16 protein-coding genes and 1 other RNA gene are annotated in these 14,027 nt (G+C 42.2%); 10 read left to right on the top strand and 7 right to left on the bottom strand.

Annotated elements, in window-relative coordinates:
* Positions 1 to 16: 16 nt before the first annotated feature.
* On the bottom strand, positions 17 to 376 hold the full coding sequence (locus tag U5J89_RS11560; RefSeq protein ID WP_322575788.1) for a four helix bundle protein: 360 nt from the start codon (positions 374 to 376) through the stop codon (positions 17 to 19).
* 102 nt (positions 377 to 478) lie between these two features.
* Between U5J89_RS11560 and smpB the strand changes: the two genes are divergently transcribed.
* Complete coding sequence (gene smpB, locus U5J89_RS11555) at positions 479 to 949, top strand: SsrA-binding protein SmpB (protein WP_322575787.1); 471 nt, start codon at positions 479 to 481, stop codon at positions 947 to 949.
* A gap of 11 nt (positions 950 to 960) precedes the next feature.
* Positions 961 to 1,737, top strand: a complete 777-nt coding sequence (locus U5J89_RS11550; protein WP_322575786.1) for a M90 family metallopeptidase — start codon at positions 961 to 963, stop codon at positions 1,735 to 1,737.
* Here U5J89_RS11550 and U5J89_RS11545 read toward each other — a convergent pair.
* The 5 genes from U5J89_RS11545 to U5J89_RS11525 form a co-directional block, all read right to left on the bottom strand.
* On the bottom strand, positions 1,727 to 2,230 hold the full coding sequence (locus tag U5J89_RS11545) for an OsmC family protein (protein ID WP_322575785.1): 504 nt from the start codon (positions 2,228 to 2,230) through the stop codon (positions 1,727 to 1,729). The two genes, U5J89_RS11550 and U5J89_RS11545, sit on opposite strands and share 11 nt — an antisense overlap.
* Before the next feature lie 76 nt (positions 2,231 to 2,306).
* Positions 2,307 to 2,825 (bottom strand): c-type cytochrome, encoded by a 519-nt coding sequence (locus tag U5J89_RS11540; protein ID WP_322575784.1) that lies wholly within the window; start codon positions 2,823 to 2,825, stop codon positions 2,307 to 2,309.
* 185 nt (positions 2,826 to 3,010) lie between these two features.
* Positions 3,011 to 3,444: RNase P RNA component class A (gene rnpB / locus U5J89_RS11535), an RNA gene on the bottom strand.
* 111 nt (positions 3,445 to 3,555) lie between these two features.
* Positions 3,556 to 4,290 carry a hypothetical protein gene (locus tag U5J89_RS11530; RefSeq protein ID WP_322575783.1) on the bottom strand — a complete coding sequence of 245 codons (735 nt, stop codon included), beginning with the start codon at positions 4,288 to 4,290 and terminating at the stop codon, positions 3,556 to 3,558.
* 17 nt (positions 4,291 to 4,307) lie between these two features.
* Positions 4,308 to 5,363, bottom strand: a complete 1,056-nt coding sequence (locus U5J89_RS11525) for a Nif3-like dinuclear metal center hexameric protein (protein ID WP_322575782.1) — start codon at positions 5,361 to 5,363, stop codon at positions 4,308 to 4,310.
* A gap of 249 nt (positions 5,364 to 5,612) precedes the next feature.
* On the opposite strand from U5J89_RS11525, the gene U5J89_RS11520 reads away from it, so the two are divergent.
* From U5J89_RS11520 to U5J89_RS11490, 7 genes are all read left to right on the top strand, one after another.
* Positions 5,613 to 6,317: a YggS family pyridoxal phosphate-dependent enzyme gene (locus tag U5J89_RS11520; RefSeq protein ID WP_322575781.1), complete on the top strand. Its 705-nt coding sequence runs from the start codon at positions 5,613 to 5,615 to the stop codon at positions 6,315 to 6,317.
* 80 nt (positions 6,318 to 6,397) lie between these two features.
* Entirely contained in the window at positions 6,398 to 6,715 is a 318-nt protein-coding gene (locus U5J89_RS11515; protein ID WP_322575780.1) for a hypothetical protein, read from the top strand.
* Positions 6,716 to 6,918: 203 nt separating this feature from the next.
* Positions 6,919 to 7,290, top strand: a complete 372-nt coding sequence (locus U5J89_RS11510; protein WP_322575779.1) for a hypothetical protein — start codon at positions 6,919 to 6,921, stop codon at positions 7,288 to 7,290.
* Positions 7,291 to 7,335: 45 nt separating this feature from the next.
* Positions 7,336 to 7,962 (top strand): DivIVA domain-containing protein, encoded by a 627-nt coding sequence (locus U5J89_RS11505; RefSeq protein WP_322575778.1) that lies wholly within the window; start codon positions 7,336 to 7,338, stop codon positions 7,960 to 7,962.
* Between the two features lie 120 nt (positions 7,963 to 8,082).
* Positions 8,083 to 8,919 (top strand): purine-nucleoside phosphorylase, encoded by an 837-nt coding sequence (locus tag U5J89_RS11500; RefSeq protein WP_322575777.1) that lies wholly within the window; start codon positions 8,083 to 8,085, stop codon positions 8,917 to 8,919.
* Between the two features lie 26 nt (positions 8,920 to 8,945).
* A complete protein-coding gene (locus tag U5J89_RS11495; protein ID WP_322575776.1) occupies positions 8,946 to 9,350 on the top strand; it encodes a TonB family protein in 405 nt (134 codons plus the stop codon).
* A gap of 154 nt (positions 9,351 to 9,504) precedes the next feature.
* On the top strand, positions 9,505 to 10,281 hold the full coding sequence (locus U5J89_RS11490) for a hypothetical protein (RefSeq protein WP_322575775.1): 777 nt from the start codon (positions 9,505 to 9,507) through the stop codon (positions 10,279 to 10,281).
* 70 nt (positions 10,282 to 10,351) lie between these two features.
* Here the strand turns inward: U5J89_RS11490 and U5J89_RS11485 are convergent, their stop codons facing one another.
* A complete protein-coding gene (locus tag U5J89_RS11485) occupies positions 10,352 to 11,392 on the bottom strand; it encodes an isoaspartyl peptidase/L-asparaginase (protein WP_322575774.1) in 1,041 nt (346 codons plus the stop codon).
* Positions 11,393 to 11,526: 134 nt separating this feature from the next.
* Here U5J89_RS11485 and U5J89_RS11480 point away from each other — a divergent pair, with 134 nt between their 5' ends.
* Positions 11,527 to 13,938: a DNA internalization-related competence protein ComEC/Rec2 gene (locus U5J89_RS11480; RefSeq protein ID WP_322575773.1), complete on the top strand. Its 2,412-nt coding sequence runs from the start codon at positions 11,527 to 11,529 to the stop codon at positions 13,936 to 13,938.
* Positions 13,939 to 14,027 lie beyond the last annotated feature (89 nt).

Here is a 14,027-nt window from a genome sequence, read left to right as displayed (position 1 = left end):
CTGAAGCTGTCAGTATTCAGCTATCAGCCTGCACCTTTTTCACCAATGATGCTAGCATACGTTTTATTTCAGTTATTTTTTCAAGCAATATTTTAAATACTCTTTTATCAATAAATTCTAAATCCTTACTTAGTATCAATTGATATTCTAATTCCGAAGCCGAACCAAACGCAATATTTAAAAACCGTGCAAACTGTGGCTGCGAGTTTCGGCCACACCCTTCCGCAATATTTGAAGGAATTGAAGCCGAGGATCTCCGCATTTGGCTTGTCAAACCATACAATTCTTCTTTAGGATATGTAGAAGTATATTTATAAATATCTAAGGTTAAGCTATGACTCTTTTCCCATATTTTTAAATTTCTAAAATTTTTCATGGCACGTATTTTTGATAAGTTAACTGATAGCTGAATGCTGACAACTTGAGTTTTGCTAACTTAGTAAGACCTTTAAAGCTTTAAATCCTTACACCCTCAATCATGTCCCAAAAATCCAATCCAACTATAAAAAACCGTAAGGCAAGCCACGATTATCATGTCGAGGAAACCTACGAAGCCGGAATCGTTTTACGGGGAAGCGAAGTAAAATCACTCCGTGAGGGTAATGCCAGCCTTAGCGAGTCTTTTGCATATCTAAAAGATGGTGAGGTTTGGCTACGAGATATGTATATCAAACCATACAAAGAAGCATCGTACACCAACCACGATGAGCGACGGGAACGCAAATTACTGCTAAACAAAAGAGAAATTGCCGATCTCGATAAAGCCGTTTCCCAAAAGGGATACACTATTGTACCTCTTAAGCTTTATTTCAAAAAAGGGTACGCTAAAATTCTGCTCGGTATAGCACGTGGTAAACAAAAACATGACAAGCGCGAAGATATTAAAGAGCGCGATACCAGACGTGAACTGGAGCGTAAGTATAAAGGCACCTACAAAGTTAATATGTAACCGGCAATGCCATGTTCGGGTTTAAAAAATGGCGGCGAAAACGTCTGCTAAAGAAAAGTTTTACGGATGACCAGCTTGCCATCCTAAAAAAGAACGTCCCCTATTACCATCACTTGCCGCTCCATCTGCAGGAAAAGTTGGTAGGACTAACACAAATTTTTCTGGATGAAAAACGCTTTGAAGGATGTGCCGGGCTTGAAGTTACGGAAGAGATTCGAATCAGTATCGCTGCCCAAGCATCCATACTTTTGCTGGGAACGGACGATCTCTCCTACTTTTATGAGGATTTACGATCAGTGCTTGTATATCCAAAAAAATATGTCGCTAAAGTAAAAAAGCGGAATAACGGTATTTTTGTAGAGGAGGGATTTGAACAACGTCACGGCGAAGCGTGGTCGCACGGCTATGTTATTTTAGCCTGGAATGAAGTTCAGCAAGGTGCTTCCGATATCCGCGATGGACAAAATCTTGTATTCCACGAATTTGCTCACCAGCTGGACTATGAATACGGGGCAACCGAACAAATAGAATCGCAAAATGCAGATTCTTCCTATTTATCTTGGGCAAAAGTGTTAGGCCGTGAATACAATAACTTCTTGAACAAGCTAAAACAAAATCAACAAAGCCTGATTGATGAGTATGGAGCCACCAATCCCGCTGAGTTTTTTGCCGTTGTCACAGAACTCTTTTTTGAGAAGCCGAAACAACTAAAAAACAAACATCCTCAACTGTATAGCCAGCTTACGGAATTTTATCAGCAAGATCCGGCAGCTTACCTCAAATCTTGATATCGGTCTTGAGCATTGGGCTGTTCTTCAGCGTTTGATAGATAACACAGTATCGTTCGGTAAGCTCGATAAGCTTCTCTACCTTTTTCTCATCGGCATCAGTCGTTAAATCGAAGTGAAGAGTTATACTTTTAAAACCCACAGGAGCCTCTTTTGATACGGCCAGCGTACCTTTGAAATCCAGCACGCCCTCCGCCTTTACAGTTCCCTCTTCGATATCAATTTCCATAGCCGTAGCCACCGACTTGAGCGTTACGCCTGCGCAAGCTACTAACGCTTCAAGCAGCATATCGCCTGAACAGGCCTGCGAGCCGTCACCGCCCGTAGCCGGGTGAAGTCCAGCTTCGACTTCGCCGGCATCCGTAGATACATAACAAGCAATGCCATCACCTACTCGGCCTTCTGCTGTTAGAACCCATTCTGCCTCTTCAGGGTTTGTCTTATATTTCTCTTTTAGCGGGGATTGTGCTGCTCGTAATTCTGACTTATCCATCTTCTCTAGTTTTCCAATTTTTTCTTTACAACGGGTCAGAAAATAAGCGTTCAATCAGCCAGTTCCCACCAACAATTTACTCATTTGAGACAACCGGTATATTTTGAGGAAAAAGCGAGAAATACGGGGTTTGAGGAGTAATATCTGGACCTACCGCCAGCGGCATGTGTTCTCCTTTAGCTCCCAGCGATTTTATATATGCATAGATCGAACGCATATCTTCTTCGCTCATCTTGTTTAAATTCATCCACGGCATTGGCGGCAATGCTTTTCGATTCTTTAACGTGGACACCCATATTTCCTCATCCCATTCTTGCACGCGCAATCGTAAATTGGTAGGATAAGTAGTGCCCCAAGGCCCTTGCCAACCTACCGGTGATCCCATAAGCCAATCTTCCTCGGGAATATTGCCTTCAGTCATTAAATAGCCGTCGGTATGACAGTCATTGCAACCACCTATAGTTACGAGGTAACGTCCAGCCGTAATTTGATCTGAAGCGGCTACATGAGGCTGATCTTTTTGCGAATCATTTTCTTTCTCAATACATCCTAACATTATCACGCACAACAATCCCATCGTTATTATAATTTTCATCTTAACCCCTGATTTTTTAGATACTGTTTATACTAACAAACAACCTCTTAAAGTTATTTGATAGCCATAAAAATTAAATTACATATTTTCTCGAAATTGAAAAATAGGAGCAATAATATTTTTCAATAATAATTCCCTCAAAAAGACAAAAGGCCGTCCTCACTTGGACGGCCTTTTGATGTAGTTTCATGGGATGATCTGTAAGCCGAATTCTGTATCCCGACTGTATCGGGACGGCAATCATTTATCTAGTCCCCAAATCACTTTGGGGCTCGAGCACTCTACCCGGCTGTATTGCGACGAGCGGCGCACAGCCTGCATGAGCTTGCACCCCGTGAGGTTTGCCCTGCCTCCGAATGTTGCCACCGGAGCGGTGAGCTCTTACCTCGCCGTTTCACCTTTTCTCCCGATTGCTCGGAAGTAGTCTGTTTTCTGTGGCACTGGCTATCCCGAAAGATTTCGGGATCTTCCCGTTAGGAAGCACGGTGCTCGTTGGTGTTCGGACTTTCCTCTCACCTACGCATGAAGCTTCGGTGAGCAAGCCCCGCTAACTAAATTTAGCCATGTGAGCCTGTCCACCGAAGCCTCAGCGCAGGTGGGCGATTGCCCGATCATCCCAATAGTTCCATCAAGTTAAAGAACTGTAATACCCATTTAAATGAAAAAGATGCACAACATCATATAATTAATGCTGTACATCTCAATAAACAGTCAGCTAATCAAAAACGTTCTACAACGTGAGTTCCTCTTTGGCATTTTCAAAAAATGAGGGATGCACCACTATACGCCCACTATTTTCATCAATGATGATTTTATTCTTTTTGCGCACTTCAACTTGCGTCTGCGGGGGCAATGCCATACCCAGTGCTGCACCACGTTCCATCGGTACAACCGCCAGACCGTTTGAAAGTCCGTTACGAAGACGTTTATAGCTTTTTAGATAGCGCTCATCAATATTTTCCTCTACCTCTTCACGCTTCTCCAAAAGCATGTCCTCCTCTTTCTGGGTATTCTTCTTTACCTCTTCGAGATCTTCTTTCTTCTCTTCGTGCAGCTCTTTAACATCATCAAGCTTTTCTTGAAGCTCTTCCATCTCAGGATCAACCTCTTCAAGGCGCTTTTCAATCTCTTCTAATCGAGATTCTGAGTTTTCAATTACCTGCTTTTGAGATTCAATTTCTTTTGTCAGCGCATCATATTCACGATTATTGCGCACCGACATCTGCTGCTCTTCATATTTTTCCATTTTATTTTCAGCATCCTCGATCTCAAGCTCAAGGTTATCTCTTTCTACCTTCAGCTCCTTCTTCTCTTCCTCAAGACGACTGATTTTAGCTTCCAAGCGGTTAATATCGGTTTCAATATCCAGAATCTCTTCCGGCAAATCGCCGCGCAGTTGTTTTAGTTCGTCTATTCTGCTGTCGATATATTGAAGATTCGCTAATTGTTGTAGTACTTCTTCCATAAATTAGATTACGTCGTTTATTCCTGCGGATTTTGTTTAACATCAGGCAAATACACCTGCATTGGATTGGTGACTACATCGGTTTCAAGAACTTCCAGCTCTTCAAATGCTTCGGTAAGTTCTTGCTGAAGGGCCGTCACCACTGGCACTTCACTTTCGTAATGGCCTACATCGACCAGTAAAAAATTCTCTGTGTCAGTAAAATAATCGTGATACTTAATATCGGCGGTAACAAATACTTGAGCACCTTCGCTGATTGCATTACCGGCAAGTGAAACACCCGCGCCGCCACAAACAGCTACTTTTTTGATGCGGTCAACGGATCCCGAAAACCGAACGGCTTTTACATCAAGTGCCTGAGCTACTGTATCCAAAAATTGCTGCTGGGTCAATCCCTTATCGCGATAAAAACCAACGACTCCCATGCCTACATTTTTCGACGGACTGGCAACATCCATCACTTGAAAATTGCCGTGATGCAACAGCCCGTTCTTTTCCAGCTCTTTCTCTAAATCAGCAACATGGTGCTCATCAATAATAGCTTCATACGTATACTGGTGATCTTTTTTTCCCTCTACCTTATAATAATGAGCCTCCTCAGCGGAGTAGTAGTTTAATAGTTTTAGTACCGAATCGGTCTCGGAGTGACCGGTGGTCAATACAATTTTCCGACTGATGTTGTAGCTTTTATCGAGGAACTTCAGGTTATCGAGTCCCAGCTCTTTTGCAAGCACAAAAGAAACTCCATCGAGGGCCGCATCAAGATTCGTATGGGCGGCAATCAATCCTATATCATTTTTAATGAGCTTAAAAATAATCTTACCCTGCTCATTGGTAGGGTTTATCCGATCAATACTTTTAAAAATGAGGGGATGATGTGCGACAATCAGGTCACAATTATTCGCAATCGCTTCATCAACTACATCCAAAGTAACATCGAGACAGGTAAGCGCTTTTGTAACTTTTTGCTGCGGATCGCCGACGAGCAAACCCACATTATCGTAGTCGAGTTTTGTGCTGGGCGGAGCCCATTGATTTAGGAAGGTGGATATATGCCGAACCTGAATATTCATTTGGGCTATCGGCCTCCGTGCTTTAAAGTTGCAATTTTATAGCACCTGAGGCGATGTAAAAATATATCAGAGTCGAAATAAAAAATACTCAGTGTATGAACTATCAATTTACCTACTATTCTTTAATTCAGACTCCTAAAATACCATTTTAATACCTTTCTTAAAAGCTTATTTTTAAGCAATACTTGGTTTTTTAACAATCATGTATCAACCTATAAATCAATTAAACATCCCTAAAACTGGATAGTTATGTCCGAAGACATTTGTAACAATATTAAAGAGCTACAAAATAGAATAACTCAAGCCTGTGAAAGCGTCGGACGCGATGCAGATGAAATAACGCTTGTTGCTGTCAGTAAAACAAAGCCACTTGAAGATATAAAAACAGCTTATAGCTGCGGACAAATTCATTTTGGTGAAAACCGGGCCAAGGAATTACAGGATAAGATGGATGATTATGAAAATGATGAAATCCAGTGGCACATGGTTGGGAATCTGCAGACCAACAAAATCAAATATATGGTGGAGCGGGTAAACTGGATCCACTCCATCGAGAAGAGTAAATACCTGCGTGAAATTGAAAAACGGGCCTCTCGTATCGATCGCGTTATCAACACGCTGGTACAGATTAATATCAGCGGAGAAGAACAAAAAAGCGGCTGTGAACCTGAAGACTTAAAAGAGATTCTTAAATATGCACAAGGCCTTGATCACGTGCGAGTGCGCGGACTTATGGGGATGGCAACATTTGTTGACCCCGAAGAAGTCGAAAAAGTACGTCCCGAATTTAAAATGCTCAAAGAAGTACGTGATGAACACCGCGAATATGAATCAGACAATGTACAGCTAGATGAACTTTCTATGGGAATGACGAACGATATGGAAATTGCCATAGAGGAAGGCTCTACCATGCTAAGAGTAGGCCGCGCTATATTTGGCGAACGTAACTACTAAACAAAAATATCGTTATAAAGACCTTTCAATCTTATTGAGATTTAGTACATTACAAAAGGTTAACAAAAATAACGCTTATTATGGCAGCATGGATCTGGGTACTTATACCGCTGGTTGCAATTATTGGGGGTTTCATCATCGAATATCAGAAGAACAAGATGTCGATGATGAATCGCAGCCGACAAAATGAGGAGGAGGTCGAAGATCTCCGAAAGTTGGTCAATTCCTTAAAAGGTCGGATCGAAAACCTCGAAGCTATTGCGGCCGGTGAACCTGATGACTTTTCCACAGGTGCAGGACGAGGAATGGAAGAAATTGAAATCGATGAATCGTCTACCGCTGAAGAGAACAAAGAGGAAGTTTCTAATCTTGCTGATAAAAAACGTAATAAAGCATGAGTAAACGTGAGTTTATTGTAGCTATTGTTGCAAAATCAGATATATCAACAGACATAGATTTTAAACAAGATCGAAGCGCTTAATCCTGACAGCAAGTTAACGAACAATCTCAATTAAAAACTCGAGTTCGACCTAAAACAAAAGTTTTGAAATACTTCATTGATCAAAAATGAAAAGACTACTAATAAACGGAGGATCAAGTAATGGAAGGATCTGAATTCTTAATTGCAGCTTTGGCTATCATAACCGGAACTGGTCTCGCGGGATATATTTTCATGAATATTTTTAAGCTGATTCGATCCTGGATTGGCGGCTCAAGCGAGGTCCCCGAAGAGGAGTTTAATCGTTTAGCCCGAGCGTTTATGGAACACAAAAAAGAAACACAACGCCGGATTCAAAATCTGGAAGCGATTATCACTGAGGATGGTTCCGATGAAAGTTTTGAGCATGAAGAATCACCAACCCAAATTGAGGCCCCAAAGAAAAGTATAGAATTTGATGATTCTGAGAACGTATCGGAAGAGTCGGAATCTGGCGGAAATAAAAACAATTTGCGGAACATGCTTCGGGAATAGCATGTTAAACTAACCACTTTATTTGACAGATAGTCTATAAATATTATGAAATTAACAGCCCTTGAAATAAAACAGCAGGAATTTGATAAGTCGCTGCGTGGCTACGACAAAGATGAAGTACAAGCGTTTCTAAACCTGATGTCGAATGAGTGGGAACACATGGTGGCGAAAAACCGTGAGCTCGAAAAGCGTATCGACGAGCTGGAAGAAAAGCTGAAGCATTATGAGCGTGTTGAAGAGGCTCTTCACGAGACCCTGCAAACAGCAAAAGAATCGGCAGAGCAAAAACTTTCAGGAGCTCGTAAAGATGCCCGCAATAAAATTGAAAAAGCCGAAATGGAGGCTGAATCTATTATTCGAGAAGCCACCCAGCAGCGTCAACAGGTTCGGCAGAGTATCATCCGGCTGCTTGACCGGCGCAAAGAGATTATTGGCGGCATCCGATCCTACCTGGAAATGGCTCAGGAATCACTGGAACAATTTTCCAAGGATGAGGCCGCCCTTTTTGATCTGCCCCCCGAAGAGGATGAATTTTCTGAAAAATTGAGCGAGCAGGCCAGCCGCCGCAGCAAGGCTCTCTTTGATGAAGATGACAACCAGCTAGATGATGAAGAACAAAGCATGCCCCCAGGCACCGAAGATATTGATGATTTAATTGACGAGCTCGATTAACTCATTTTAGAAATTAATCCTATAGGGCTTATTAATATCTTTCGGCAAATGGGATTTCCTATCTACTTAGGCTTTTTATATTTTCTTTAACTTATTTGAACCATTAATCTTACTGTATTTATGCAAAGAGATACCGTTGAAGAATTCCGAAAGAAACGCGAAGAAGCCCTTTCATTTCTCAAAAAACAAACTGATAAACAGCCGGATTATTTAATCATTCTCGGAACCGGTCTTGGTCGTCTGGCTGATGAGATCGATGTTGTTGACAGTATTTCCTATTCTGATATTCCACACTTTCCTGATTCAACAGTAGAAGGTCATGCCGGAAAACTTCTTTTTGGAACCCTCAGTGGAAAGAATGTCGTGGCCATGCAGGGACGCTTTCACTATTACGAAGGCTACTCCATGCAGGAGATCGCCTTCCCTCCTCGAGTACTTAACGCTATGGGTGCCAAAACGCTTATTGTCAGTAATGCCAGCGGCGGCATGAATCCCAACTACTCCCGGGGTGATATCATGCTGATTAACGATCATATTAATATGTTTGGAGACAATCCATTAATCGGCCCCAATGATGACGAGCTTGGTCCCCGATTTCCTGATATGAGCGATCCCTATACCGAAAGTCTGCGAAAAGTAGCTGAAAACGTGGCCCTAGAAGAAGGGATCAAAATGCACGAAGGAGTCTATTTAGCTCTCAGCGGGCCAACAATGGAAACAAAAGCCGAATATCGATTTCTTCGAAATATCGGCGCTGATGTGGTCGGCATGAGTACCGTTCCAGAAGTGATTGCTGCCGTTCATATGGGGATGGATGTACTCGGCATTTCGGTGATTACTGACGAATGTTTTCCTGATTCTCTTGAGCCCGTCGATATTGAAAAGGTATTAGAAGCTGCCGGTGAAGCAGAACCAGACATGACCGCGGTAATCACCGGCGTACTGCAACAACTTTGATATTCAACGCCCAACTATCAGCTCAAATGTCACACCCCTTCAGCTATACTTTTCTAATTGGGCTTTCAATTCTTCTATTAAGTTGTAGCACCACTGATAAAACAAAATCAGCGCCGGAAGTATCTAAAGAGAATGTTAAAGTGGTAACGGAAACCACCCCTGCTATAATTGGCGGATTTGAAGCTCTTTATCAGCAGTTGACCTATCCCTCAAATAGGTCACAACAAACATCAAGCATTACGTTACAAGCCAATATACTGGTTAGCAGCGATGGAAAGGTAACACAAGTTTCCTTCGATCAGGATAAATATCCCAAGTATAAACAAGCCGCCCGGGAAGCCATATATGCAGTTAAATTTGTGCCGGGCAAACGCAATGGCGAAGCCGTGGATATGTTCATTACTATTCCGATCCAGTTCAATGCCCGATAAAACAATGGGGACTTACTTTTCACTCCGAAAATTTTATCGGCTAGGGATAAAAAATTATATCAATTTTAATTTGAAAAGCGTTAATTTACGGAAGCTTTTTTACTTTTAAGAAGATATAAGCGAGCAATAAACCATATCACCCAATCTTAATCATATGTTTAACGGCGATTTTAATGATGATATTTGGGATGAGCATCAATGGGAATCTCACCTGAATGAAATAGAACGACAAAGTTCCCGCCTGAGAAAGTTCATCATTCCCGACCACTCCGGCAATATTCCCCGTTGGCTCAAGCTTCTGCAGGAAAGCTCAGACGAGTTTGATGCTGTAGACGCCTTTATTGAGGAAGAACTGCTCATTGACGAAGCCTATTTCCCGGGCGAAGATGACGAAGAGATTGACGATGACGACGAGGGCGAAGAGGAGTGGGAAGATTTTTTATTCGATGATTTTGAAGACGATTTCTTTTTCGAAGATGAAGAAGATGACTTTGATGCCGGCGAAGAATGGAAAGAACTCAGCGACGACTTTGCAATGTCGAATATGGGTTCCATAGATACGCTATACATATATAATACTTCTCGAACCCTCGCAGCAGCCGTTTTACAATGGGCCGAAACCATCAGCCCCCAAAATATTACTCCTGATTTTAATGAGTTTGTCGGCAACATTTTAAAAATAGGAGCCAAAATTGCCGGCGGATACAGCTTTGGTTTTGATCGCGACTTTCTGGGCGGCAATATCGCTTACACCAAAAAAGCCCTGTACTGTTCTAATGATGCGCTTATGATTTTACAGCGAGATCTGAAAGGAAGCTCTTACATCACCAAGAAGCAATATTTCTACTTTCATGAACAGCTCTTTAGCCTCCGTAATGATATCGGCATTTATATACAGGAGTTGCGCGAAGAATTTCACAATGGGATTTAATAAGTACTGAAGTTCAAAAGTGATGAAGTATTAGAGTTATAGTACTTAAGCACTTCAACACTTCGAAAATCTAATCCCAAATGGCTACCTCCCGGTTCCCTTCTGAATCCGAGCTGCCACGGAACATTCCATTGGTATTCATATTCGTGTAGATATTGCCATATTTATCCACCGCTATCATTCCGGCCTCACCGGGATTCAGAACATCCTGGAGTAAATAGTCCCCAGCCTCCTCTAACGATGCCGGCTTATATTTCATGTATGCACTTACTGTATGTCCCGACACAGCTCGCATAATTTTTTCGCCCCATCCCGTCATCGAAACAGCCACGACATCGCTGGCATAGGTACCGCTTCCGATAATAGGCACATCGCCAACCCGACCAAACTTCTTGTTCGTCATACCACCCGTAGATGTCCCCGCAACAATTTGTCCATCCTTATCAACAGCTACAGCACCAACGGTCCCGTATTTTTCTCCATCGGCGTATAGTGCGGTTTTATCTTCTTTGGGAATAAGACTCGACTGTTTGCCATCTCCTTCTTTCTCTTCCTCTAAAGCTCGCTGCAATGCTTTATATCGGGATTCGGTATAAAAATAATCTTGATCTACTCGTTCAACACCTACTTTATCAGCATACCGTTCCGCTCCTTCCGTGGCAAACATCACATGCTTAGAAGTCTCCATCACCTTTCGGGCAAGGGTAATAGGATTCTTCACAGTTTTAACTCCGGTAACCGCCCCGGCTTCGCGCGTATTTCCAATCATAAACGCAGCATCCAGCTCGTGTTCTCCATCATGGGTAAATACAGCACCTTTCCCAGCATTAAAACGAGGATTGTCTTCCAGATAGTTGATAACTTTTTCCACGGCATCTGCTGCAGAACCCCCATTGGATAAAATATCTTCTCCAATAGTCAACGCTTCATCCAAATCATCAAAATAAGCTTGTTTAACCGAATCGGGACGATCTTCAGAAATAGCTCCCGCCCCTCCATGTAATGCCAGCGCCCACTCTTTCTGTTGATTTTCCTGCTGGGCATCAGATTGTGTGCATCCAACTACAATCAACACAGCCAACAGACCAATAAGCTTTTTCCCAAATCCCATATCACTATATCTTTTAGTTATTATTTTGCGTTTGCAAAATAATAAGCACCACAGCCCTCATTTCAAAGTTGCCAAATCAGTTATAACAACATTTAATAGCTGTAAGGTTTAGCCTGCTTATCGGTCATACTTATGTGAGCATTCATCAAACATATCAATTTCCTTTCGCATCCTATCCTGCAGTTAGAATAGTATTACTGCTGGCGGCGGGAATCATCGTGGATTATCAGGTCGATCCTACCCTATCAGTTTGGGCATTTATTTTCGTATGCGCTACGATCTTATATCTGATTTCAGAAATCAGCTATCACAAATCATTGCATAGCAGGGTCTATACGATTCTTATCCTGTCTTATTTAGGAATAATTATCAGTTTTGGCGGTACTTGGCACTCTCTTTGGGATTATCGTGATCTTCCTCATGAGGCTCAGGTTATTAATACCTACACTTGGGAAGAACTTATATTCAGCGGAAGCATCCAGCAGATCCAACAAACAAGTACCGGTAAATATCAGGTTGATGTCGATGTAGATACCACCATTTTTCCTGATGATCTTATCTGGCATAAATCATTTAAATTACGCGCTGTATTAAATCCTGCTGATCATGATATCCCTACCGACTTAAACCTGGGAAACAACATTACATTCGAGGCCACCGTATATCCACTCGAAGACAAACGAAATCCCTCCCAATTTAACTACAAACAGTATCTTGCCTCTCAGGACATCTACACTCAAGTAGGCATACAGCAAATTATCTCAATCACTCCCGTCAACAACATTTGGCGGTGGAGCTATTTCAGAAAACAGGTGCTCAATGCCATCGATACCAATTTCAGTAAAGAAAGTGCCTCTCTGGCCAAAGCACTTTTAATCGGGTATAAAAACGAGCTGGCGCGGGAAGAAAAGATTTCATTTTCGCGCGCCGGACTCTCCCATATAATGGCGGTATCAGGCTTGCATGTCGGGTTTTTACTGTTTCCGTTTTGGCTGGTAATTCCATTCTTCTGGACCCTCAAATATGGAAAGCAAATAGGGATTACACTGCTTATCATCATGCTATTTATTTACGCCGGTCTTACGAATTTTTCTCCCTCCGTAACCAGGGCTTCGTTAGTAGGGATATTATTAGCTTATGGCAAGCTATTTCATAAGGTCCGCGATTCTAAAAACCTAACCGCCGTTGCCGCGCTAATCATTCTTTTAATAAATCCATCCGATCTGTTTTCCATCGGGTTCCAGCTCTCATTTGGGGCCGTTTACATTATTCTGTTAACCGCTCCCGTTATTCAGCGCTGGCTACCCGCCTGGATTCGTTTCCGATGGTACGGCAAGCCCATCATGATCATCATTATTTCTTTTATCGTTCAGATTGGTCTTTTCCCATTGCTTGCCTATTACTTTGGAGAGTTTTCTCTCGTAGGTCCCTTGGCAAATGCCTTTGTGATTCCCTTTCTGGGAATCGCTGTACCTTTGGGACTGGCCCTACTTTTAATAGCGCCCTTTGCATCAGATTTAGCACAAACACTGAATTATCCCGTCGATATTTTCTTAAAGTGGTTACACTACTTTGTTGACTTTGCAGCGAGCCTCCCCTGGAGCTGGATTCAAGTTCACGTTGACAGCCTGTTGTTCTTTGGAATCTGGATTGCCATCATATTTTTAATTGCCTCCCTCCCCATCCCCAAACTTCGGTGGAAGTTTTTAGCCTTGCTTTTACTGGTCAGCTGCCTTCATCAGGGAAACAGAGTTATTCAAAAACTTTCTCCTGCTACGCTTAACCTTACGTTTTTTGATGTGGGACAGGGTGATGCGGCACTCGTAACCACTCCAAACAATAAGCATTTCCTGATTGATGCAGGCCGCTGGCAACCCGATTACAATAGCGCAAAGTACATCATCATACCTCATCTAAAAGAACAGGGAATTGAGAAACTGGATGCGATATTTTTATCTCATCCCCATGCAGATCATATCGGTGGCATTCTCGAAATTATTGATTCTATTCCCGTGGATACGATTTATAATTCGGGTACAGACTATGATTCTCAGCTTTTTAAAACGTACAACAAAAAAGCCGTTGAAAATAATATCCCTATCAAACCTCTGAAGGCCGGTGATAAAATTTATATCGATCCCGCAATACCAATATTTGTTTATGGTCCGCAGGAATCTGTCGCTCAATCAAATGTCAATAATCGATCGCTGGTTATAGAACTAATCTATGGAGATACGGAATTTCTTTTTATGGGTGATGCCGAACACCGACAAGAAGAGAACCTCTTGAAACACTATCCTGAAATGATAGACACCGACTTCCTTAAAGTTGGGCATCACGGCAGCAAAACCAGTTCAAGTTCTTTACTCCTGCAATCGACAACTCCTCAGGCAGGTGTTGTTTCGCTGGCAAAAAGGAACCGGTTTGGACACCCGCATCGCCAGGCAACCAGGCTATTACATAAATATATTCCGAACCTTTATTTTACCAGCCTGGAAGGGGCAGTGCAATTTTATTCCGATGGAGAAAACATCTACAAACAGTAAATCCTCTCAAAACTTTCTGTAACTTCAAATTATACTTCTGTCATACAGGAAAAAGAGTTGGAATCTGACCGCTAAAACTTTTTATTTAT

It is taken from the genome of Fodinibius sp., assembly GCF_034521915.1.
Lineage (GTDB): Bacteria > Bacteroidota > Rhodothermia > Balneolales > Balneolaceae > Fodinibius.
The sequence above is the reverse complement of the archived record's forward strand: the minus strand, read 5'-3'. Positions and strand labels throughout refer to the sequence as shown.

Coding starts and splice junctions, on each gene's coding strand:
- U5J89_RS11560 (WP_322575788.1), bottom strand. CDS start 376: ATGAAAAATTTTAGAAATTTAAAAATATGGGAAAAGAGTCATAGCTTA.
- smpB (WP_322575787.1), top strand. CDS start 479: ATGTCCCAAAAATCCAATCCAACTATAAAAAACCGTAAGGCAAGCCAC.
- U5J89_RS11550 (WP_322575786.1), top strand. CDS start 961: ATGTTCGGGTTTAAAAAATGGCGGCGAAAACGTCTGCTAAAGAAAAGT.
- U5J89_RS11545 (WP_322575785.1), bottom strand. CDS start 2,230: ATGGATAAGTCAGAATTACGAGCAGCACAATCCCCGCTAAAAGAGAAA.
- U5J89_RS11540 (WP_322575784.1), bottom strand. CDS start 2,825: ATGAAAATTATAATAACGATGGGATTGTTGTGCGTGATAATGTTAGGA.
- U5J89_RS11530 (WP_322575783.1), bottom strand. CDS start 4,290: ATGGAAGAAGTACTACAACAATTAGCGAATCTTCAATATATCGACAGC.
- U5J89_RS11525 (WP_322575782.1), bottom strand. CDS start 5,363: ATGAATATTCAGGTTCGGCATATATCCACCTTCCTAAATCAATGGGCT.
- U5J89_RS11520 (WP_322575781.1), top strand. CDS start 5,613: ATGTCCGAAGACATTTGTAACAATATTAAAGAGCTACAAAATAGAATA.
- U5J89_RS11515 (WP_322575780.1), top strand. CDS start 6,398: ATGGCAGCATGGATCTGGGTACTTATACCGCTGGTTGCAATTATTGGG.
- U5J89_RS11510 (WP_322575779.1), top strand. CDS start 6,919: ATGGAAGGATCTGAATTCTTAATTGCAGCTTTGGCTATCATAACCGGA.
- U5J89_RS11505 (WP_322575778.1), top strand. CDS start 7,336: ATGAAATTAACAGCCCTTGAAATAAAACAGCAGGAATTTGATAAGTCG.
- U5J89_RS11500 (WP_322575777.1), top strand. CDS start 8,083: ATGCAAAGAGATACCGTTGAAGAATTCCGAAAGAAACGCGAAGAAGCC.
- U5J89_RS11495 (WP_322575776.1), top strand. CDS start 8,946: ATGTCACACCCCTTCAGCTATACTTTTCTAATTGGGCTTTCAATTCTT.
- U5J89_RS11490 (WP_322575775.1), top strand. CDS start 9,505: ATGTTTAACGGCGATTTTAATGATGATATTTGGGATGAGCATCAATGG.
- U5J89_RS11485 (WP_322575774.1), bottom strand. CDS start 11,392: ATGGGATTTGGGAAAAAGCTTATTGGTCTGTTGGCTGTGTTGATTGTA.